The sequence below is a fragment of the Streptomyces griseiscabiei genome (genome assembly GCF_020010925.1).
GTDB classification, from domain to species: Bacteria; Actinomycetota; Actinomycetes; order Streptomycetales; family Streptomycetaceae; genus Streptomyces; species Streptomyces griseiscabiei.
The window spans coordinates 239,397-260,005 of the sequence record NZ_JAGJBZ010000001.1; the positions used below are offsets into that span (position 1 = coordinate 239,397).

The following is a 20,609-nucleotide window of genomic DNA, read 5'->3' on the forward strand; positions in this document are numbered from 1 at the left end:
ACGGCCACCCGCCGCATCAGCCCTCACACAAGGACATGACACAGTGAAGAAGACCCTGCTCGCGGAGTTCACCGCCCGCGAAGGCGCACAGGACGAGGTCGCCCGTCTGATCGGCGACTACGCCCGCACGGTCCGCGAGGAAGAAGGCAACCTCGCCTTCGACGTCTACACCAAGGCAGCCGACCCGCGCGCCTACTGGATCTTCGAGGTCTACCGCGACGAGGACGCCTTCCAGACCCACCTCAAGGCCCCCTACGGCCCCCCGTTCAACGCCGCGCTCACCCCGCTCATCGAGGAGGACGCCTCCGTCCTGACCTTCCTCGATCCGACGGTGTGAACGAAGCCGGGCCCGGCCGTGTGCGCGGCCGGGCCCGGAGCCGTCGAACGAGTGGCCCGCCGCGCCCGGGAGGCGATCAGCCGGGGTGCTTCCTCGTCAAGGAGGCCAGGCCGTCCTCCAGGCCCTGCCGGAACGACAGCCGCCGTTTCTCCGGCATGTCCAGCAGCAGGCGGTCCTCCAGCTGTTGCACCGCGGGCGCGCAGGCGGCGAGCAGCTCCTCACCGTTCCGGGTCAGCCGGGCCTCCATGATCCGCCGGTTCCCGGGAGCGTGATCACGTTCGATCAGCTCCCGCTCCTCCAGGGACCGCACGATCTCGTGCATGGTCTGGGGCCTGACGAAGGAGCGCCGGGCCAGCTGGGCGGAGGACAGACCGCCGCGGTGCTGCAGCACGGTCAGGGCGGTGTACTGGAGGGTCGTGAGTCCGTACGGGCGCAGCGCCTCGTCCATGTAGGACCGGATGGCCAGTTCGAGTTGTTTGACGAGATAGATCGTCAGCGGACTCCGTGGACCCGGCCCGTCCGGATCCGAGGGCGGATCGGGGCAGTCGGCGGGGGTCGGATCCCGGTCAGCTGCCTCCGCCATCGTGCGCACCTTCTCAGTCGTGTCCAGGGACGCCGGGCGCGGCGGTCAGGAAGATCGGACGGCCGGTGTCCGCACCCGGTAGCCGACAGGCAGTAGCTCGAGATCACGTCGGCGTGCCACCGTACCCCAGAGGCCCTGGGGCATCCACAGCGTCATGCAGATGGCCAGGGCGCCCAGGCCGATCAGGTACCAGGTGCCTCCGTTGTCGCCGAACCAGTCCTGCACCAGGAAGAAGACGATCGCTCCGACGATGGGGCCCTCGAAGGTTCCGAGACCGCCGATGACCACCATGAAGATCATGTAGGCGGACCACTGGACGCCGAAGATCGAGTCCGGCTGCACCCGCAGCGAGTTCGCGAGGATCAGACCGCCGGCGGCCCCGCAGCCCACCGCCGCGAGCACGAAGACCAGTCGTTTCGCCGAGGTGACGCGTACGCCGACGGACGCGGCTCCGGCCGGGTCGTCGCGGATCGCCTCCAGCGCGGCCCCCGTCCGGCTGCGCAGCAGCAGGAACACGGCGAGCAGCAGCAGGCTCATCAGCGCCAGGGCGAGCCAGTACACCTGGGCCTGGCGCACCGCCGGGTCGGCGGTGGACAGGTCGGTGAGCGAGCGGCCCGATCCGCCGCCCAGTGACGGTGTGTTCACCACGACCAGGCGGAAGAACTCGGCGATGGCCCACATGCCGATGGCGAACTGCCCGCCGGTGAGCCGGAAGGCGAGAAACGAGGTGGGTACGGCGACGGCTCCGGCGAGCAGGGCGGCGAGGACGATCGCGGTGAACGGGCTCATGCCCCGGTCGACGAGGACGAAGACGCCGTACGCGCCGAGGCCGATGAAGCCCTGCTGGCCGACCGAGACCAGTCCGGCGTAGCCCGACAGCGCGTTCCACATGGCGGCGACGATGACGAGCACGAACAGGCCCGTCAGCTTCGCGGTGACCTCCGGCGCGAAGACGAAGGGCGCGAACGCGAGCGCGAGCACCAGGGTGCCCAGGACGGCGGAGGCCGTGCGGGACACGGGGGTCCACCGATGGACGGTGCCGGGCGGCACCGGGGATGTGGCACTCATGTGCGGCTCCTTCTCATGCCGAGCAGCCCCTGCGGGCGGAAGGCCAGGACGGCGAGGAAGACCACGTGTCCTGCCACGATGGAGAAGCGGGGGTCGACCTGTGCGCCGACCGTCTGGGCGACGCCGAGGACCATGCCCCCGACGAGCGTCCCCCACAGCGAACCGAGGCCGCCGATCACCACGACCTCGAAGGCGAACAGCAGTTGGGTGGGCCCCATGGACGGGCTCACGGACGACCGCATCGCGAAGAACGCGCCCGCCAGTCCCGCCGTGGCGACCGCGATGGCGGCGGCCCAGGCGTAGACCCTGCGGCTGTCGATGCCGACGAGTTCGGCGGTGTCCGCGTCGGCGGCCGTGGCCCGGATCGCCCGGCCGACGCCCGTCCGGGCCAGCAGCAGTTGGAGTCCGCCCAGCAGCGCCACCGCCACCACGACGGTGAGCAGGCCCAGATACGGGACGCTCACCGACGGCCCGAGCTGAAGACCGGCCGTGGCGAGGGAACCGACGTCCAGGGAACGGCTGTCGGCGCTGAAGATCTCCAGCAGCGCGTTCTGCAGCACGATGGCGAGCCCGAACGTGGCCAGCATCGACGACATCTCGCCGGTGCGCAGCGCGGTGCTGAGCAGCCCTCTCTGCAGCGCGACCCCGACCAGGCCCATCAGGGGCAGCACCAGCAGCACGGCGAAGAAGGGGCTGATGCCCAGGGCGGCCGCGAGCGTCGCGACGAGGAACGCGCCGAGGACGGCGAGGTCGCCGTGGCTGAGGTTGACGGTCCGCATGACGCCGAACATCAGGGAGAGGCCGCAGGCGAACAGCGCGTACACGCCGCCGAGCATGACGCCCTGCACGAGGGCGTTGATCCAGTTCATACCGGCTCCCCTTGCGCGGCGGGTGTGGCGGCGGTCCGGCCCAGACCGAAGTACGCCTCGACGACCTGGTCGCGGGTGACGGCGTCGGTGGGCTCGTCGAGGACGACGCGGCCTTCGAGCATGCACAGCACACGCCGGGCCACGCCCAGGGCGCGGCCGAGGTCCTGTTCCACCAGCAGCACGGTGGTGCCGCCGGAGAGGATCGTGGCGAGCGAGGTGTAGACGGTGTCGACCACGATGGGCGCGAGGCCCAGGGAGACCTCGTCGAGCAGCAGCAGCCGGGGGTTGGTCATCAGCGCCCTGCCGATGGCCGCAGCCTGCTGCTCACCGCCCGAGAGGTCGCCGGCGCGCCGCTTCAACAGCCCGTCGAGCAGGGGGAAGGCGGTCACGACGGATGCCAGGTTCCACGGCCCGGCTCGCCGTGTCCGGGACGCCACCAGCAGGTTCTCCTCCACGGTGAGGTCGGCGAAGAGCCGCCGCCCCTCCGGGACCAGGGCGATACCGGCGGCGACGCGGTCGTGGGCCCGTCGGTCCGTCACCTCGACGCCGTCCAGACCGATACGGCCCCGGGCCGGGTGGTGTGTTCCGGCGACGGCCCGCAGGAGGGTGGACTTGCCGGCGCCGTTGGCCCCGACGACGGCCACGACGTCGCCCTCGTCCACGGTGAACGAGACGTCACGGACCGCGCGCAGCAGGCCGTGTCGCACTTCCAGGTTCTCCACCGACAACAGGCTCATGCCGCGCTCCCGAGGTACGCCTCGACCACTCTGGGGTCGGACATGACGGCGTCCGGTTCGCCCTCGGCGAGGACCCGGCCCTGGGCGAGACAGACCAGTCTGTCGATCACCCGCAGCAGGGCGTGCAGGACGTGCTCGATCCAGACGATGGCGATGCCGTCCGCGCGCAACTGCTGGATGGTGGCGATGAGTTCGTCCGTCTCGGCGTCGGTGAGCCCTCCGGCGATCTCGTCGAGGAGCAGCACCTGGGGATCGGTGGCCAGTGCCCGCGCCAGCTCCAGCCGCTTGCGGTCCAGCAGGGTGAGGGCGGCAGCGGGCCGGTTGGCCTGGGCGAGCATGCCGCAGCGGTCCAGGACACCGAGCGCGTGCCGCTCGGCCTCCCGGCGGCGGTGCGCTCCGCCCTGTACGGAGGCGACCAGCACGTTCTCGTACGTGGTCATACCGCTGAAGGGGCGCGGCACCTGGTGGGAGCGGCCGATGCCGCTGCGGCAGCGCCGGTCCACCTTCCAGCGGGTCACGTCCTGGCCCTGGAAGGTGACACTGCCCTCGGAGGGTGCCTGGGCGCCGGAGAGGATGTCGAGAAGCGTCGTCTTCCCGGCGCCGTTCGGGCCGACGATGCCGAGCGCCTCCCCGGGGCCGAGCGTGATGTCGACACCTTCGAGGACGACCAGGCTGCCGAAACGCCGATGGACGCCGTGCGCCGCGAGGACCGGCGGGGCCGTCCGGCCGGCCGGCCCCGCCGTCTCCGCCTGGGCGGTCACCGGCTCAGCGGAGCGGCTCAAGGTGGCCTCCGAGCGGGATGCCGGCGAAGGCGCCGTTGTCGACGATGACCGGCTCGACGGCGAACTTGCTTCCGGTGGCCTTGCGCCACTGGGCCATGACCAGCGGTTCGGTGGACACGTTCTTCACCGGGCCGGACGTGAAGTCCAGCGGCCCGGCGACCGTGGTGAGCTGGACCTTGCCGAGGGCCGCCGCGAGTTCGTCGCGGTCCTTGGGGTCGGAGGTGGCTCGCAGCGCGTGGACGGCGACCTCGAACAGCGCCATGTTCGATCCGATGACCTGGTTCCACTGCTTGCCCGTCGACTTCTCGTAGTCGTCGGCCAGTTGCTGGGCGGTCTGGTCGGTGAGGGTGGAGGTGTAGGGGAACTTGGGCGACCACCAGAAGCCGGCGGTGAGTCCGTGTCCGAGCGTGCCGAGTGCCTCGATCTGGGAGGGCAGGAGTCCTGTCTTGGCGATGCTGGCGATGCGCGGCCGGTAGCCCTGCTGGCGGGCCTGCTTCCAGAAGGTGGCGAAGTCGGGCGGCAGCGGGAAGGTGTTGAAGATCTCCGCGTCGGCCTTCTTGAACGCCGCGATCTGCGCCGAGTAGTCGTTGGTTCCGTCCTCGTACGCGCCCGGGTCGACGATCCTGAACCCGCTCTTCGTCAGCTGGGGCCCGAGTCCTTGCCGGATCGCCTTGCCGTCGGGGTCGTTGGGCCACATGACGCCGACCCGTTTGTTGGTCTCCACCCCGCCCTTCGTCCACAGGGAGTGGTAGGCGGCATGGATCTCCGCGACACCGATGAAGAAGTGGTACGTGTACGTGAACGGCTTCTCGGGGGTGGCGCCGCGGCCGAAGTACCAGGCTTCCCACGGCACCGCGGTCGACAGGCAGGGGATCTTGGCCGCCTCGCAGGCGTCGGCGACGGGGTTGACCGTCTCCGGCGTGGAGGTGACGAGCATCAGATCGATCTTCTCGCTGTTGATCAGATCGGTCGCGACCTGCGCCGCCGTCTGCGGGTTCGACTGGCTGTCGCGGTCGATGATCTCGACGGAGTACTTCGTGCCGCCGATCCTCAGCCCGTCTTCGAGGCGTGAGCGCAGTTTCTTCAGCAGATACGCGTTGGGCTCGCCGAAGCCCGCCGCCGGGCCGGTGCTGGGCGAGACATAGCCGATGCGGAGCACGGCGTCGGACTGGGCGGACGACGACTTGATCCCGCCGCAGGCGGCCAGCAGGCCGCCTGCGGAGAGCATGCCGGCAGTTGTGGCCGAGCCTCGGAGAAGGGATCTCCGTGACAAATCGCCGCGCATGGGTGCACTCATGAATACCTCCGGGCACATCGAGGGAGCGGAAGTGAAGAGGTGAAGAGGGGTGGTGACTGCTGGGGAGGCCGGGATCGGCGGCAGTGAGCGGTGACGGTCCCCGATGCGCACCGGTGGGGCGGGCGACGGCCAGATATCAGGAACCCTGATGTTGGCCATGATGATGCACACGCCCGAACCGAATGGCAAGAGGGCCGCCGAGACGGCCGCCGCACGTGCCCGCGCCCGTCACCCCGGGGAGAAAGACTGCCGCCGGAGCCTTGACGCGCCCCCTACGACGGAAGTACTCCTTTATCAGGTTCCCTGATCAACCTGTTCAACCCATTCACCCTGATCAACCCGTTCACCCTGATCAACCCGCAACCGAGCGACCACACCCTCCGGCGCTCGGCCTCGGATGATGAATTCCGCTGGAAGGGTGAGTCCTCACCGTGCTTGCATGAGCTTCATGGTGTCCGCCGACCGTCTACTCGCCTTCGCCGCCATGTCGTTCCTGCTGATCGTGATACCCGGTCCGAGCGTGCTGTTCGTGATCGGGCGGGCCCTGGCGCAGGGGCGCCGTGCCGCGTTGACCACGGTGGTGGGCAACACGGTCGGTGCCTATGTGCTGATCGTGGCCGTGGCGTTCGGGGTGGGAGCGGTCGTGGAGCGCTCGGTACTCGTCTTCACGGTGCTCAAGCTGGTGGGCGCCGCCTACCTGGTGTTTCTCGGCATCAAGGCGTGGCGTGAGCGTGCTTCGCTGCAGGCGGCGGTCTCCGGGGCGGGCACCGCGCGGGGCGGCCGGCGCACGTTCTGGGAGGGGTTCGCCGTCGGCGTGAGCAATCCCAAGACCATCGTGTTCTTCGCGGCGGTCCTGCCGCAGTTCGTCGACCGCGGCCAGGGTCATGTCGTGGCGCAGATGCTGCTGTTGGGCCTGGTGTTCAACATCATCGCCGTGGCGTCCGACATGGTGTGGGGGTTGGTCGCGGCCACCGCCCGGGACTGGTTCGCACGCTCGCCGCAGCGGCTTTCCCTGGTCGGCGGGATCGGCGGACTCACCATGATCGGGCTCGGCGTGACGGTCGCCACCACGGGGCGCAAGGACTGATCACCGCCTGCCGGTCGACATCCGGCGGGCCTTGGCCTCTGTCCGCGTTCACGGCCCCGTACGGCTGGTGTTCGGGCGCCTGTTCCTCCTGGGTGAGGCCCGGGGTGAAGCTTCCGCGGCGCACAGCCTCAGTTGAAAGCCGGCCGCGACGTTGAACGGTTGGGCTCCGGTCGGCGCCCAGTTGACGGAGCACACCCGCGCGCAGGCCGCCCTGCCGACCGCCTTCACCCCCCGCAACGGACCCGGCCACCCACCCCCTCCCCGGCACCCGCGCCCCCGATCTCGCCTTCGCCGACCCGGGCGAGAGCCTCCTCTCCCTGCTGCGCGCGGACGCGTACCTCCTGCTCGACCTCACGATGGGCGGCACGCCGGCGAGCGCGCGCTGCCGGTCTCGCCGTCCGCACCGGGAGGCTCTACGCACCCCCGGCCGCCCGCCCCCTCACAGGAAAAAGGCGCCCCCGCACCCGATCTACGCCTCGACGGCTGCGCCCGACCGCGCGGCCCGCTCGATCTTCGCGTGGTGGGCCGTGCGGGCCTCCTCGTCGATCTGCTGTTCGTGTTCGGGGCGCAATCCGGTCCGGCCGTCGAGGCTCTCGCGCAGGATGTCGGCGTGCCCGGCATGCCGGACAGTCTCGCCGAGGACGTGGACCATGACGGCGAACAGGTTGGTGTCGGCGTGGGGCTCCGGCCACCACGGCACGTGGCCGGGGGCGTCGAGGGCAAGCGCGTCGATCGTCGCGTCCGCGTGTTCCCACGTACGCCGGTAGAACCCGATGATCTGGTCGCGGCTCTCGTCCTCGCCCGCCCACAGATCGCTGCCGTCGGAGTCCTGCCACCGGGGCAGCGGTTCCGGGGACGGGCGGCCGAAGACCTCGCCGAAGTACCGGGCCTCGACACTGGCCACGTGTTTGACCAAGCCGAGGAGATTGGTCCCGGTCGCCGTCAGAGGCCGGCGGGCGTCGTAGGCGGACAGGCCGTCGAGTTTCCACAGCAGCGCCGTGCGGTCCCGCCGCAGCCTTCCGTGCAGGGTGTCCTTCGCGAACTCATCGATCATGCGGCACGAGCCTGCCACGGGCTGATCATGGTCTCAAGATCCCGACGACCTGAGGGCGCCCTGCTCCAGGCGGCGGACGAAGACGTCGCCGGTCTCGTTGGTGTCCCCGGCGACGAGGTCGTTGTCCGCCGAGCCGAAAGCCGCCCTCCGTCCGAAGGCGTCGATCACGGGCGACGAACGTTGGGCCGTGTCGCTCTGCCCGTCGTCCCGCGTGAGGTTCAACCGCCGCACCTCGCCGGTGACGAGATCACGGACAAAGGCGTCGGCGTCGCCGTTGGTGTCGCCCGGCACCAGATTGTCGGCGGACGAGGTGAAGACCACACGCCGGTTGTCGGCACTCAGCGCGGCTCCGCGCTGGTTGACCTGCCCTGCCGAGTGGCCGTTCGGCTCCGACCCGTCGTGGGCGAGGGTGAGGCGCCGGGTGACTCCGGTCCTCAAGTCCTCGGCGAAGACATCCCGTTTGTCGTTGGTATCGCCCGGCACGATCTCTGGCCACTCGCTGGCGTAGAGGGCGTGACGCCCGTCCGGGCTCAGCCCGATCTCGCCCCGCACAGGCACGGACACGCCGTCGTGCGTGTGCGCCGCCCGGACGGTCTTCCCGGTCCGGGTGTCCCGCACATAGAAGAGGAAGGCCTGCGGCCGTCTGGCCTCGGAACTCTCCGGCCGAGTCCCTTCCTGGTCCTGGTCATCACCCTCCAGCGGGAACTGGGTCCGGAAGCCGATCCGGGTCCCGTCCGCGCTGATCGCCGCGCCTTCCGAGAACCCCTCCGTCTGTGACCCGTCGTCGGCCACGCTGATCCGCTCGACGGTCCTCTTCCACCGGTCGCGGACGAAGACGTCCGCACGGTCGTTGGTGTCCCCAGGAACCAGATCGCTCCTGCTCGAAGTGAACGCCACATAGCGGCCGTCGGCACTGATGGACGGCTCGTACGTCTGCGCCCACGCGGTCCCGGCCTCCACCAACACCTCCGTCCGGCCTGTCCGTCGATCGTGGACGAAGACGTCCTGGGCGTCAGGGGTGTCGCCGGGCGCCAGGTTGCCGGCGTAGGAACCGAAGGCGATGTAGCGCCCGTTCGCGCTCAACGAGTACGTCGTGGATTCGTTGTCGGCCTGCGCGCCGTCGCCGGCCACGTTGACCCGCTCGACGGCGCCGGTCCGCAGATCCTTGACGAAGATGTCGGAAAATCCATTGCTGTCCCCGGCGACCAGATTGGTCGCCGAGGAATCGAATGCGACATATCTACCGTCGGCGCTGATCCCGCCCACGTCGGAGAAGTCATCGGCCTGCGAGCCCTCGGCCGTGACGCTGACCCGCTCCGTTCGGGGCCGGTGCTCGTCACCGGCCGCCACCGCCGGGTTCCCAGGCAGCGTGGCCACACAGCTGCCGGCCAGGACCACCGACACCGCGGCCCGTCTCAGACGACGCATCGCTCCCCCTCCACAAGCTCCTCGGACCCTGGACGTTCGGGCCCGACAAAGCCAATAGCCAGGACTGACCGCGGGCAACGGCGCGGGGGGACAAATCAGCCGCTCGCCCGACTGCCCATATCGCCGCATATCACCTCCCACGCCACCTGCGGACAGCAGCCGGGAGTCGGCGACGCCTCCGGCCCTGAGGGGACATCCCCGACCACACGTCCGGGACGCGCCCCTCCTCACGCAGGACGCCCGGCGCCTGCCCGAGCGGATGTCCTTGGACCATGGGACTGAACAGGCGTACGGCCATGCGGGCAGCCCTCTTGACGACGGTGGTGTCGGCGCTGGGACCGAACCGCAGGCACGCGCAGGGCACTTCGGCCCTCCCCACGCTCACCGTCCAGGGCGAGGCGGCGGTCCGGACGAACATCCCGGTCGTACGCGACCGCCGCGCGTCGGGAGGCAGATACCTGGCCCTGGCGACGGGGAGGACGCCCGGGCCGCAGGGCTGGTACGCGACGTACGCCGTTCGGGCCCCGGAGGCGGGCGTCTACGCGCTGACCGCGATCGCCACGGCGCCGGTGGAGGTACCGCACACGGAGGCGACCGCCTCGTACTTCCGACTCGCCCTCAACGAGGGCCCGTTCCGGGAGATCGCCCGCTCCCAGCCGTACTGGTACGAGTCGAAGCCGGCGTGGGGCGACCTCTCCGAGCTGGACCTGGGAGTGCTCGAACTGCGGTGCGGCGAGAACACGTTGACGTTCCGGGTGACCGAGCCGACGGTGGTGGAGTCCGGGACGGCGTACGCGCTCGCGCTGGACCGCTTCACGTTGAAGCGGCGGACGGGGGTGCGGGTGCGGAGGGTGTCCGTGGGCGACGGAACGCTCAACACGTACCGGCACGGGGAACCGGCCCTCCTGACCCTCACACTCGACGGGCGTCCGGCCCGCCCGCTGCGTGTGCGGCACACCGTCGTCGACCACATCGGCAGGCGGGTCGCGGCAGGGGACTCGGCCGTCGCGGCCGGGGAGACGACGGTGAGGGCCGCACTCCCCCGACTCCCGCCCGGCAACTACCGCGTGACGGTGTCCGCCGCCGACGACGGGAATGACGACGGGGACGACGTCGGCGGCGGTGACACCGAGGGCGTGACGGCCCACTTCGCGTGCCTGCCCGCCCGTCCCGCCGCGCCCGGTGACACCAACCGCTTCGGCGTCAACGTATGGGCCACCTCGCTGGTGCCGCCCTCCCGGGTCGACGCCTTCGCCGCCGCGATGAAGGACATGGGCGCGGGCTGGACACGGGACGGCCGGTCCTGGCCCGCCACCGAGCCGACGCCGGGCGCGTACGACACGGCCCACCACGACCGGTTGACGACGGCGATGCGCCGCCACGGTCTCTCCTCGCTGGAAGTCGTCTCGCCGGCCCCCGCATGGGCCATGACCGACGCGTCGCTGCCGCTCCCCGCGGACTTGCGGCACGCGTACCGCTACGCCCGCCGTATCGCCTCCCGCCACCCCGCGGCCGTCCAACTCTCCAACGAACCCGACGTGGACGTCACCAGCGGCACCGGCGACGCGCACGCGGCCTTCGTCAAGGCGGCCGCGCTGGGCGTCGCGGACACCCCCGACGCCCCTCTCGTCGTGCTGCCCGGCATCGCGCAGGCGGGCCACTTCCAGGATCTGATGCTGGCGAACGACGTGGTGCGGTACGCGGACGTGTGGGCGTTCCACGGCTACCCGGACCCGGCCGAACAGGACGAACCCGCCTTCCCCGGTGCCGCCGACGAGCAGCGGGACCTGGCCGTCCGGCAAGGGGCCGGTGACGTGCCGCGCTGGATGACGGAGTGCGGCGCGTTCCTCACCGTGCGGCCGGGCGTCGACCTCACTCCCGCCCAACAGGCCGTCCAGGCCCGCTATGCGGTCCGCTCGACGGTGGAGGGGCTGGCGGCGGGAAACGCCCGGCAGTTCTGGTTCGCGGGGCCGCCGCTGCACGACGACGGTGTGTACTTCGGGCTGCTGAGCCGGGAGTTCCAGCCGCTGCCCGCCTACAGCGCGTACGCGGCGCTGACGTCCCTGCTGGGCGAGGCACACTTCGCCGGCCCGGTGGACGGGCTGCCCGCCGGGGTGGCCGGGTTCGCGTTCGACTCGGGCCGGGGCGAGACGGTACGGGTGTTCTGGGCGGCGAAGCCGGTACGGGTGCCGGTCCCGGGGGCGCTCGTGTACGACGTCATGGGCGGGCTGCTGGCGACCGACGGCACGGTGACGGTGTCCCGCGACCCGGTCTACGCGGTGACGGCGACGGGGACGAGGGGTGGCGGCGCCCCGCAGATCGCTCCTCCCGCTCCCCCTCGTCCGGTCCGGCGCCGCCGGGCGCCCCTCTCCCCCGCCGAACACATCGTGCTGAGCCAGCGCCACGCCGCCCGGAACGCCGCCCCGAACAAGGACAACGGCGACGCCGAACCCCCGCTGGGCTACCGCCTGTCACGCCGTACCCGCATGTCCCTGGACGTCTACAACTTCACCGACACCACCCGGACCGTCACCGTGCGGGCCGAGCCCGCCGGGGGGTGGGCGGCGCGGGCAAAGGGCCCGGCGCGGTTGGAGGTGCCGGCGCAGGGCCGCAGGACACTGGAGTTCACGATCACGGCGGGCAGCGGGGTGGAACGCCGCACGGACCACCGCCTGACGTTCACGGCCGCCCTCGACGGTGTCGCCGTACCGCCGTCGGTGTCCGTGGTCCAGCTGCGGTAGGCGCGGGCGCGGGACGCGACCTACCCCCGTGGCCGGTCGAGTCCCGGGGCCACGGGGGCGGGCGAGGGGAGGATTCAGCGGGTGGCCTTGGCCGCCTGGACGATCGCGTCGGCCACGGTGTCGGGCTGGGAGATGGACACGGCGTGCGAGGCCTCGACGCGCACGATGTGCGATCCGGCGCGCTCGGCCATGAACTCCTGGGCCTGGCCGGGGATGGCGTGGTCCTGGGTGGCGACCACGGCCCACGAGGGCAGGGTGCGCCAGGCCGGGGTGCCGGACACCTTGTCCGTCAGGGCCTTCACCGTCACCGGGCGCTGGGTCACCGCGAGGACGTCCGTGACCTCCGTGGGCAGGTCACCGGCGATCACGTCCTGGTAGTGCGCGGCCAGGACCCGCAGCTCCGGCTCACCCTCGTGCGCGAAGGAGAACGTGACGTCCGGGCCCATCTTGGCACCGGGGAAGTGCGAGGCCGCGTTCTCCAGGGCGCTCTCGCCCTCGTCGGGCTGGTAGGCGGCGACGTAGACCAGGGCCTCGACATTGGAGGCGTCACGGGCGGCACGGGTGATGATCGCGCCGGCGTAGGAGTGGCCGACCAGGACGACCGGGCCCTCGACAGCCCTGGTGACGGTCGCGACGTACGCGGCGTCCGACTCCAGGCCGCGCAGCTGGTTCGCCACGGCGACGGTGGTGTAGCCCTGCCCCTGGAGCCTGGCGACGACTCCCTTCCACATGCCGGAGTCGCCGAAGGCGCCGTGGACGAGAACGATGGTGGGGGTGGTGCTCATGGGTGGGGCCTCTCAGGAGTCTCGGGAGATAGAGAACGATCGGTCTTTCTGCGAGAGAGACTAGTCGTTCTCCCTGGATGCCGCAAACGCCCCGAGGACGGGGGTCGAACGGAACGACTGGTCGTTCTTTACGATGGAGGCATGACGACCGCCTCGCCACTCCACCCCAAGGACCGGCTGCTGCGCACCGCCTCCCGCCTCTTCTACGCGGAGGGCATCCAGGCCGTGGGCATCGACCGCCTGGTCACCGAGGCCAAGGTCACCCGGGCCACGTTCTACCGGCACTACCCCAGCAAGAACGACCTGGTCTCCGCCTATCTCACGACCACCGCTCAGGACATCCGCGGCGCGGTCGCGCGGGCCCGTGAAGGCAAGGCGCCGCGCGAGGCGATCCGCGCGGTCATGGCCGTCCTCGGCGACGCGACCCTCGAGGACGGCTTCCGCGGCTGCCAGTTCCTCAACGCCGCCGCCGAGTACCCCGACCGCACCCACCCCGTGCGCGCCGTCATCGACGACCAGCGCGGCTGGCTGTTCGGCGTGCTGCGCGACCTCGCGGCCGACATGGGGCACCACGACCCCGACCACGCCGCCCGCGTGCTCGTCCTCCTCCACGACGGCGCCTTCCAGGCCGCCGAACTCGACAACGCCCAGGCCGTCCGGGAAACCCTGCGCCGCGCCGTCGACGAGGTCTTCCCCGCCCGGGACGCGTGACAGCGGCTGCCGGAGGGCCCGCCCGCGCTCGCACCGTGGTCAGAGGGTCGCCCGCAGATGGCTGACCGTGACGAAGTGGTACCCGCGGGCGGTGAGGGTGCGCAGGATCTCGGGGACCGCGGCGACCGAGGTCGGGTGGATGTCGTGCATCAGCACGACGTCGTTGCGCCGGGTCGTGTCGATGACGGTCCGGGCGACCTTGGCGGCGTCGCGGTACTTCCAGTCCTCGGTGTCCACGTCCCACAGCACGGGCGAGAGCGTGGTCGCGGCCTTCACCCGGGCGTTGACGGCGCCGTAGGGCGGGCGGAACAGGGTGGGGGCCGTGCCGGTGGCCGCCTTGATGGCGGCGCTGGTGCGGTTGAGCTGATGGGCGACCTGCTCCGCGGTCAGTCCGGTGAGATCGGGGTGGTTCCAGGAGTGGTTGCCGATCTCGTTCCCGGCGCGGGCGGCGGCCCGCACCAGGTCGGGGTGGGCGGCGACGTTCTGGCCGACGGTGAAGAAGGTGGCGCGCGCCTTGTACCGCGCCAGATACGTCAGCAGGGTCCCGGTCTCCGGGACGGCCGGTCCGTCGTCGAAGGTCAGCGCGACGCACTTGACCTTCGCGCAGTCGGTGTCGTCGTCACCGGAGGCGGTGTGGGTGGGCACGGCCGGCGTGGGGGTGTGCGTGGCGCCGAGGTCGAGCGAGCCGGCGGGCGTCACGGTCTGCCGCTGGGCGCGTTCGCCGAACGCGGAGAGCCAGGGCGTGACCGTCTCGCGGGAGAGAACCACCAGGGAGGCCCCGGCGGCCGGGACGCCCACGTCGCCGCGGTCGAAGGCCACCCGCAGTCCGCCGGTGGCGGTGAACTCCATGTCGTCCAGCACGGCGGCACGGGTGGCCGGGTCGGCGAACGCGCTGTCGAGCGTGGCGTCGTCCATCCCCTCGTTCCCCTTGAGCCGGTTCTCGAGCGCGGTCAGGAAGGCGTCCCGGGAGGCGTCGGAGACGAGTCCGAGAGCCGTCCGGTAGGCGCCGGCCCCGCCGTCGTACCAGTACGTCGTGCTCGACAGCCCGGAACCGGCCGCGCTGGTGTCATGCGTGGTGAGCCGTACGCCGAGGACGTCGCCGGAGGCGACCAGGAAATGGTGGCTGATGTTGAACTCGGGGCCGTCCGTGCCGCCCGTGCACCCGGCCGAGCGGAACGTGGCCAGGCGCTCCTCCACGTACCTCTTCATCACGGCCGTCATCGCCTCGGCGCCCGGCACGTCCGGATAGCTCGTCGCGAACGCGCAGGACCTCTGCTCGCTGCTGTCGCCGACGATCCGCAGGCCCTTGATCTTCGACGGATCGACGCCGTGCACGGGCGGGGCGGTGGAGGTGGATCCGGGCTTCGCCCCGGCCGACGCGGCGTCCGAGGTGCCGGAAGGTCCGGGTGAGCAGGCCGCCGTGAGGGCGAGCGCGCCGAGCAGGAGGAGTGACGGGAAGAGGGAGTGAGTGCGCATGGGACCAGAACCTGGGTGAGGAGGAGGGCCGGCACCGCCGACGGGGTGCCGCGGTCGTTCTGGTCATGGACTGTGCGGGTCGGAGCCGTTTTTCAGCGACCCGCACGGCCACGGTGAAAAATCCGCACCGCCTGTGCGCCGAGCCCGGCCCCCGAAATCACCGACCGCCCGGGCACAGTTCCTGGTACGGCGCGTCGGGGATGTAGGTCCGCCACTGCGCCGGGCTCAGTCCGCCGCGCGTCCGGGCGCAGACGGTGCGGACGGCCCGTTCCGGGTCGACGGACCGATGCCACAGCGGGACGTGGGGGCCGCTGGCGTAGAGCGTGCCGCCGTTCGCCGTGAAGGCGAGGGAGCGGATCTCGTCGCCGGGTGCGGGAAGGTCGGTTCCGAGGAGCTGACCCCCCGCGGTGTCCCACAGCCGCAGGGTTCCTTCGGTGCCGCCCACGGCCAGCGTGCCGCCGTCGGCGGAGAAGGCGAGCGCCCCCACGGCCTCGGGCGCGCCCCGGGAGACCGTGTCCGCGGTTCCGGTGAGCACGCCGTTGCGGTCGCGCAGGTCGCCGTCCCAGAAGGTGACGTGCCCGGAGTCGTCGCCGACGGCCAGCCGGGTGCCGTCGGGGCTGAACGCCAGGGCGGTCACCTTCCGTCCGTCGGCGAGCGCGCGCCCCGTGACCTTCGCCGAGCCCGGGTCGGCGTACCGGTCGTCGGAGCCCACGAGCAGTTTCCCGTCCGGCCGCGCGGCCAGCGTCGCACCGGAGAGACCGCGTAGGGTGCCCGTCTTCCGGCGGGCCGGGACGTCCCACACCTCGGTCGCCGAGCCCTCCGCGGTGGCGCGGCCGACCAGCAGCGTTCGGCCGCCGGGGCCCAGGGCGAGCGCGGTCGCGGGGCGGTCGGCCGCGCCGGAGGTGCCGAGGACCGTACGTGCCCGGTGCGCCCGTACGTCCCACACGGTGAGGCACAGCCGCAGTGAGCCGCCCGTCGAGACGGTGTCGGCGACGGCCAGTGCGCGGCCGTCCGGGCTGAAGGCCAGGAGCGGGGCCTCCCCGCCGGGCATGCCCCGCAGGGTGATCGGGCGTGCGTGAGCGAGGACGGTACCGGTGCGGGTGGAGAGCAGCTCGAAGCGGTAGCCGCTGCCGGAGCGGACGAGGGTGGCCAGCGTGGTGCCGTCCGGGCTGAGCAGGCCGACGTCGGCCGTGGTGCTGTGCCAGCGTGCGTCGAGCGAGTCGGTCGGGTCGAGGGTGTGGACGGTGGCACCGTCGAGGTAACGAAGGAGACGCCGCCCGCCCGGGACCCAGGTCAGCCCGGCCGTGTCCGTCCCGGACAGCGGCTGGTGGAAGATCCGTGTGCCGCCGGTGGCCAGGCGCCATACGGCGAACTCGTGGCCGTCGGACGTGGCCAGGAACTCCCCGTCCGGGGAGAGGCGGGCCTCGGTGAACCCGGAGTCGTCGCCACTGGCGAACTCGGCGAGCGTGCGCCCGCTGTGGACGTCCCAGATGACGGCCGTCGTGCCGTGGACGGCGGCGAGCCTGCCGCCGTCCGCGCTGAGGCTCAGCAGCCGGGTGCCGTCGTCCGCGCCGGAGGCGGTGCCGCACACTTTCGCGTCCGCCTTGTCCCAGGCTCCCGAAAGCCGCTCGCCGCGGGACGTGTCCCACAGCCGGGGCGGGCCGTCGGCGGGGCAGAGGGCGAGGAGTCGGCCTCCGGTGCCCAGGGCCGCCGCGGTGAGGGGGCGTGTGAGGCCGGTGGTGAAGAGGGCCTTGCCGTCGGCCGTCCGGCGCAGCCGGACCGTGCCGGGCCCGGTCACCGGTCCGGTGAGATAGGCGCTCCCGTCGGGCGCGCTGTCCCACAGGGTCGCGCCGCCCAGTTCGGCGGCGGGAGCCGCCCGCGGCAGGCTCCACAGCCGCTCGGTGCCGTCCGGTCCGATGACGTCGAGGTGGCGGGCGCCAGGACCGGCGCCGACCACTTCGGTGCCGCCCGGCAGACGGTAGGTGGCCGTGATCCTGTGGTCGGTCATGTTCCGGACGACCACCGCGTCGCCGTCGACGCTCAGCAGGGTACGGCCGCCGTCGGTCAGGAAACGCCGGACGGCGCTGGCGGAGCGGGGGTCGGTGTAGGCGTCGCGTTCCGGCTGGGCCAGGGCGCCGAGCAGCGCCGAACGGGACTCGGTGAGCGGGGCGATCCGCCAGGCCGCGACCCCGAGCAGGGCGGCGGTACGGGGATCGGTGGAGCGCAGCCCGTCGGCGGCCGTGGCCAGTCGGCGGGCGGCGGCCTTGGCGGCCTCCTCCTGGCTCGCCCTGTCGCGTTCCCAGGCGACCAGCGCGGCGACCAGAGCCAGCACGAGGACCACGGACAGCCCCACGGCGAGGGAACGCGTCCGCCGTACGGTGCGGTGCTCGGCCTGCCGCTCGGTGTCCCGGGCCGTGAGGGAGGCGCCGAGGAACCTCCGCTCGGCTGCGGTGAGGTCGTCGTCGTCCGGCTCACGGGCGAACAGCTCCTCGGCCCGCACCAGCCGTTCACCCCGGTACAGGGCGCCCGGATCGCGATCCAGCTCCTCCCAGCCGCGCGACGCCTCACCGAGCAGGCGCTGGGCGCGCAGCCGTACCCTGCCCTCCTCGATCCAGCCGGTCAGGCGCGGCCAGCCGATGATCAGCGCCTCGTGCGCGAGTTCCACCGTGTCGCCGTCCAGGGTGACCAGCCGCGCGGCGGCGAGGCTCTCCAGCACCTCTCGCGCGCCGGCGCCGAGTTCGGCCCGGGATGCGGGGCGGCGGGTGTCGGCCGTGCCGTCGCCCGGGGAGATCAGCCGCAGCAGGACGCGCCGGGCGGTACGGCGCTGCTCCGGCGGCAGCGCGCCGTACACCTCCTCGGCGGTGGTCGCGATCGCGCCGGACACACCGCCCGTCTCCTCGTACGCCGCCAGGGTCAGCAACCGGCCGCGGCGCCGTCGCCAGGTCTCCAGCAGGGCGTGCGAGAGCATGGGCAGCGCGCCGGGCCGGTCGACGACCTCGTCGACGACGCGGGCGGTGAGCGCGCGTTCCACGTTCAGGCCGGCGCCGGCCGCCGGGCCGGTGATCGCCGCGCGCAGCTCGTCGCGGTCCATCGGCCCGACCAGCAGGCCGGCCCGGCACACGGCCTCGGCCAGGTCGCGGTGGTCGGCGCAGTGGCCGTAGAAATCGCCCCGGACCGCGATGACGACCCGCAGTCGGCTCTCCGGATCGCGGGCGGCGAGCAGCAGGTCGAGGAACCGGTCGCGTTCCTCGCGGTCCGGGCAGAGGGTGAACAGTTCCTCGAACTGGTCGACGATCACCCAGGTGTCCAGGTCGCCTCCGCGCGGTACGAGCGCCTTCTCATGGGTGCGCGCGGGCCGCTCCCCCCGGGGTGAGCACCCGGATCACGGCCGGCCGCCGACCGGCAGGCGCCCGCCGCAGGCTCGGGATCAACCCCGCCCGCAGCAGGGACGACTTGCCGCTGCCGGACGCTCCGAACACCGCCGCGAACCGGTGCTCGCCCACCAGCTCCACCAGCTCGGAGACGAGCCCGTCCCGGCCGAAGAACAGTTCGCTGTCGTCCGCCTCGTAGCGGGACAGTCCCCGGTACGGCGGCCGCTCGTCCGGCGCGGGCGCCCGCAGCTCGGCGTCGGCCTCCCGTCGGCGCCGCTCCCACTCGTCGGGGTCGGCGTCCAGTGCCTCGGCGTACGCCCGCACCACCGGCGGGGACGGCAGCTGGTCACCGGCGGCGGCCTGGGACATGGCGGTGATGGAGTATCCCGTGCGCGCGGCCATCTCCCGGTACGGCGGCTTCCCCGCCTTCTCACGGAGCTCCCGCAGCTCGTACGCGAACCGCTGCACCGGGCCCGCACCGGGGTCGACCGGCTTCTCGCGTCGTCCCACGGGTGGTGCCTTCCTGATGTCCGGGTCCGGCTTTGAAACGCTTCAAGAGCGAGTCGTCGCCCAAGGTACGTTTCCCCCCGATCGCACCGCAATGCCCTCCCGTACGGGGCCCGCCCGCGACGTCCAGGGTGCCTCGCCCGGTGGCGTCACCGGACTCGTATGATCTCGCGGTGAAGATCTGGACGGAGCCCCCTGGCAGGACCGACGTCGAGGCGGTCGTGCGCGATTACTTCGACCTGCTCCGGGCCGGGAGGATCCCCGAGGCCGAGCAGTCCGTCGATCATCACCCGGTCCGGCATGTGCTGAAGGCCCTGTGGACCGGCTCTGTGGAAGCGAGCGCCGGTGAGGACGGGACGAGCGGCGGTCCCCCTCCCGACGACTGGGAGCGGGACCTGTCCTGGCTCGGCGACCTCGATCTCGCGGACTTCCACTGGGGCGAGACCGGCAGCGGCTTCTACGTCGAGCTCACCTGCCGCGGACGGATCATCGAGGTGGCGCTGGGCTTCTGGGTCAGACCCACCGACGCGGGCTGGGTGCTCACCGGACCGGCCACGTACTGGTAGGACCGGCGCAGAGGCGGCACGGTACGAGGCCCTCGGCGGCCGCGTGTCACGGGGACGCCGGTCGGGCGACGCGCCGCCGCCACAGGTCGCGCAGTGCGGGGACGATGCCGCGCGGCAGGAACAGCACGACGAGGATGAGCAGGGCGGCGTACACGGCGTAGTTGAGGATGCTGGGGGCGGCGGCGGGCATGCCCGGCCGGGAGCCCAGGTCGTTGAGGAGCTGCACGATCAGGGTGACCGTGGTGGCGCCCAGGAGCGCGCCCCAGATGGTGCCGAGCCCGCCGACGACGGCCATCACCAGGAACTGGATGGACAGCAGCACCGGGAACGAGCCCGGATTGATGTAGCCGATGAAGAAGGCGTAGACGCCTCCGGCGAGTCCGGCGAACGCGGCGGCCAGGGTGAACACGGCGAGCTTGTAGCGGGCCACGGGGACTCCGCTCGCGCTCGCCGCCGTCTCGCTGGTGGCCAGTGCCCGAAGTCCGCGGCCGGCCCGGGAGGTGACGACGTTGCGGGCGATCAGGACGGTCACGGCCAGGGCGGCCCAGGCGAGGTAGGCATAGTGGATGTCCTCGCCGAGTTCGGTGCCGCCGACGGAGAGCCGCGGGATGCCCTGCAGACCGACCGAGCCACCAGCCCACTCCGCCTCGCCGAGCAGGGAGACGAGGATGAGCTGCAGGGCGATGGTGGCGAAGGCCAGGTGGTGCCCGCGCAGCCGCAGCAGCGGTCCTCCGATGGCGGCGGCGAGAGCCGCGGCGACCAGCGGTGCCGCGGCCAGCGCCAGCAGGGGCGGGGTGCCGTTAACGCTCAGCAGCCCGGCCGCGTAGGCGCCGATGGCGTAGAACGACGCCTGGCCGATGGAGACCTGGCCCGCGTAGCCCATGAGCAGGCTCAACCCGACGGCGACCATGGCGGACAGCCCGAGCATGATGTACACGGAGAGCTGGGCGCCGGTCAGCATCGGAGGCAGGGCGAGGGTGAGGGCCGCCGCCGCTCCGGCCGCGACGCGTCCGGCTCGCCCTCCCCGGCCGATGGCGGCGCCGACGGGCCCTCGGGTGTTCGACGGCGAGGTGTCGCCCGTCCCGCCCGCGCCGCCGGCGGCGGCGGCGGTCTGGGACGTGGCCCGTTCACGGCCGGAGGTGACGGCGCTCATGCGTGCTGCCTTTCTGGTGCGGCGGTGCGGCGGTACGGGGGTCGAGCACGGAAGGGG

General features: G+C 72.2%; 18 protein-coding genes. 5 read left to right on the top strand and 13 right to left on the bottom strand.

Translation table 11 applies throughout. From position 1 onward, the window contains the following. Positions 1–43: 43 nt before the first annotated feature. Positions 44–337 carry a putative quinol monooxygenase gene (locus tag J8M51_RS00950; RefSeq protein WP_086756171.1) on the top strand — a complete coding sequence of 98 codons (294 nt, stop codon included), beginning with the start codon at positions 44–46 and terminating at the stop codon, positions 335–337. Positions 338–413: 76 nt separating this feature from the next. Here J8M51_RS00950 and J8M51_RS00955 read toward each other — a convergent pair whose 3' ends face one another. The 6 genes from J8M51_RS00955 to J8M51_RS00980 are packed head-to-tail and all read right to left on the bottom strand — an operon-like array spanning position 414 to position 5,604. Next, positions 414–920: a MarR family winged helix-turn-helix transcriptional regulator gene (locus J8M51_RS00955; RefSeq protein WP_086756169.1), complete on the bottom strand. Its 507-nt coding sequence runs from the start codon at positions 918–920 to the stop codon at positions 414–416. 45 nt (positions 921–965) lie between these two features. Next, positions 966–1,988 (bottom strand): branched-chain amino acid ABC transporter permease, encoded by a 1,023-nt coding sequence (locus J8M51_RS00960; RefSeq protein WP_086756167.1) that lies wholly within the window; start codon positions 1,986–1,988, stop codon positions 966–968. Further along, positions 1,985–2,857: a branched-chain amino acid ABC transporter permease gene (locus tag J8M51_RS00965; protein ID WP_086756165.1), complete on the bottom strand. Its 873-nt coding sequence runs from the start codon at positions 2,855–2,857 to the stop codon at positions 1,985–1,987. Before J8M51_RS00965 ends, J8M51_RS00960 begins: the two co-directional genes overlap by 4 nt. After that, positions 2,854–3,594 (bottom strand): ABC transporter ATP-binding protein, encoded by a 741-nt coding sequence (locus J8M51_RS00970; protein WP_086756164.1) that lies wholly within the window; start codon positions 3,592–3,594, stop codon positions 2,854–2,856. Before J8M51_RS00970 ends, J8M51_RS00965 begins: the two co-directional genes overlap by 4 nt. Further along, entirely contained in the window at positions 3,591–4,376 is a 786-nt protein-coding gene (locus J8M51_RS00975) for an ABC transporter ATP-binding protein (protein ID WP_218781446.1), read from the bottom strand. Before J8M51_RS00975 ends, J8M51_RS00970 begins: the two co-directional genes overlap by 4 nt. Next, positions 4,360–5,604 carry an ABC transporter substrate-binding protein gene (locus J8M51_RS00980; RefSeq protein ID WP_256964810.1) on the bottom strand — a complete coding sequence of 415 codons (1,245 nt, stop codon included), beginning with the start codon at positions 5,602–5,604 and terminating at the stop codon, positions 4,360–4,362. The genes J8M51_RS00975 and J8M51_RS00980 overlap by 17 nt, the downstream gene beginning before the upstream one ends. 517 nt (positions 5,605–6,121) lie before the next feature. Here J8M51_RS00980 and J8M51_RS00985 point away from each other — a divergent pair. Next, positions 6,122–6,760: a LysE family translocator gene (locus tag J8M51_RS00985; protein ID WP_086756183.1), complete on the top strand. Its 639-nt coding sequence runs from the start codon at positions 6,122–6,124 to the stop codon at positions 6,758–6,760. 469 nt (positions 6,761–7,229) lie between these two features. Here J8M51_RS00985 and J8M51_RS00990 read toward each other — a convergent pair whose 3' ends face one another. Next, on the bottom strand, positions 7,230–7,814 hold the full coding sequence (locus J8M51_RS00990) for a DinB family protein (protein WP_267298893.1): 585 nt from the start codon (positions 7,812–7,814) through the stop codon (positions 7,230–7,232). Positions 7,815–7,847: 33 nt separating this feature from the next. Then, on the bottom strand, positions 7,848–9,242 hold the full coding sequence (locus tag J8M51_RS00995) for a TolB family protein (RefSeq protein ID WP_179203400.1): 1,395 nt from the start codon (positions 9,240–9,242) through the stop codon (positions 7,848–7,850). A gap of 272 nt (positions 9,243–9,514) precedes the next feature. On the opposite strand from J8M51_RS00995, the gene J8M51_RS01000 reads away from it, so the two are divergent. Next, complete coding sequence (locus J8M51_RS01000; RefSeq protein ID WP_143673388.1) at positions 9,515–11,983, top strand: copper resistance protein CopC; 2,469 nt, start codon at positions 9,515–9,517, stop codon at positions 11,981–11,983. Between the two features lie 74 nt (positions 11,984–12,057). Here J8M51_RS01000 and J8M51_RS01005 read toward each other — a convergent pair whose 3' ends face one another. After that, the gene (locus J8M51_RS01005; protein ID WP_086763668.1) at positions 12,058–12,768 is read right to left on the bottom strand and encodes an alpha/beta fold hydrolase; all 711 of its coding nucleotides are present in this window, start codon (positions 12,766–12,768) and stop codon (positions 12,058–12,060) included. Positions 12,769–12,909: 141 nt separating this feature from the next. On the opposite strand from J8M51_RS01005, the gene J8M51_RS01010 reads away from it, so the two are divergent. Continuing rightward, a complete protein-coding gene (locus J8M51_RS01010; RefSeq protein ID WP_086763670.1) occupies positions 12,910–13,479 on the top strand; it encodes a TetR/AcrR family transcriptional regulator in 570 nt (189 codons plus the stop codon). A 39-nt stretch (positions 13,480–13,518) separates the two neighbouring features. Here J8M51_RS01010 and J8M51_RS01015 read toward each other — a convergent pair whose 3' ends face one another. From J8M51_RS01015 to J8M51_RS46075, 3 genes are all read right to left on the bottom strand, one after another. Beyond that, entirely contained in the window at positions 13,519–14,955 is a 1,437-nt protein-coding gene (locus J8M51_RS01015; RefSeq protein WP_086763672.1) for a polysaccharide deacetylase family protein, read from the bottom strand. A gap of 157 nt (positions 14,956–15,112) precedes the next feature. Continuing rightward, complete coding sequence (locus tag J8M51_RS01020) at positions 15,113–18,253, bottom strand: WD40 repeat domain-containing protein (RefSeq protein WP_317852970.1); 3,141 nt, start codon at positions 18,251–18,253, stop codon at positions 15,113–15,115. Positions 18,254–18,293: 40 nt separating this feature from the next. Continuing rightward, entirely contained in the window at positions 18,294–18,836 is a 543-nt protein-coding gene (locus tag J8M51_RS46075) for a helix-turn-helix domain-containing protein (RefSeq protein ID WP_179203101.1), read from the bottom strand. A 170-nt stretch (positions 18,837–19,006) separates the two neighbouring features. On the opposite strand from J8M51_RS46075, the gene J8M51_RS01025 reads away from it, so the two are divergent. After that, positions 19,007–19,399, top strand: a complete 393-nt coding sequence (locus J8M51_RS01025; protein WP_086755865.1) for a hypothetical protein — start codon at positions 19,007–19,009, stop codon at positions 19,397–19,399. A gap of 46 nt (positions 19,400–19,445) precedes the next feature. Here J8M51_RS01025 and J8M51_RS01030 read toward each other — a convergent pair whose 3' ends face one another. Further along, a complete protein-coding gene (locus J8M51_RS01030) occupies positions 19,446–20,552 on the bottom strand; it encodes a branched-chain amino acid ABC transporter permease (RefSeq protein WP_218781438.1) in 1,107 nt (368 codons plus the stop codon). Between the last annotated feature and the right edge of the window lie 57 nt (positions 20,553–20,609).

Excerpts from the sequence above, each read along its gene's own strand:
- J8M51_RS00960 (WP_086756167.1), bottom strand. The coding sequence starts at position 1,988 with ATGAGTGCCACATCCCCGGTGCCGCCCGGCACCGTCCATCGGTGGACC.
- J8M51_RS00985 (WP_086756183.1), top strand. The coding sequence starts at position 6,122 with ATGGTGTCCGCCGACCGTCTACTCGCCTTCGCCGCCATGTCGTTCCTG.
- J8M51_RS00990 (WP_267298893.1), bottom strand. The coding sequence starts at position 7,814 with ATGATCGATGAGTTCGCGAAGGACACCCTGCACGGAAGGCTGCGGCGG.
- J8M51_RS00995 (WP_179203400.1), bottom strand. The coding sequence starts at position 9,242 with ATGCGTCGTCTGAGACGGGCCGCGGTGTCGGTGGTCCTGGCCGGCAGC.
- J8M51_RS01005 (WP_086763668.1), bottom strand. The coding sequence starts at position 12,768 with ATGAGCACCACCCCCACCATCGTTCTCGTCCACGGCGCCTTCGGCGAC.
- J8M51_RS01010 (WP_086763670.1), top strand. The coding sequence starts at position 12,910 with ATGACGACCGCCTCGCCACTCCACCCCAAGGACCGGCTGCTGCGCACC.
- J8M51_RS00980 (WP_256964810.1), bottom strand. The coding sequence starts at position 5,604 with ATGCTCTCCGCAGGCGGCCTGCTGGCCGCCTGCGGCGGGATCAAGTCG.
- J8M51_RS00965 (WP_086756165.1), bottom strand. The coding sequence starts at position 2,857 with ATGAACTGGATCAACGCCCTCGTGCAGGGCGTCATGCTCGGCGGCGTG.
- J8M51_RS01015 (WP_086763672.1), bottom strand. The coding sequence starts at position 14,955 with ATGCGCACTCACTCCCTCTTCCCGTCACTCCTCCTGCTCGGCGCGCTC.
- J8M51_RS00970 (WP_086756164.1), bottom strand. The coding sequence starts at position 3,594 with ATGAGCCTGTTGTCGGTGGAGAACCTGGAAGTGCGACACGGCCTGCTG.
- J8M51_RS01030 (WP_218781438.1), bottom strand. The coding sequence starts at position 20,552 with ATGAGCGCCGTCACCTCCGGCCGTGAACGGGCCACGTCCCAGACCGCC.
- J8M51_RS01000 (WP_143673388.1), top strand. The coding sequence starts at position 9,515 with ATGGGACTGAACAGGCGTACGGCCATGCGGGCAGCCCTCTTGACGACG.
- J8M51_RS00955 (WP_086756169.1), bottom strand. The coding sequence starts at position 920 with ATGGCGGAGGCAGCTGACCGGGATCCGACCCCCGCCGACTGCCCCGAT.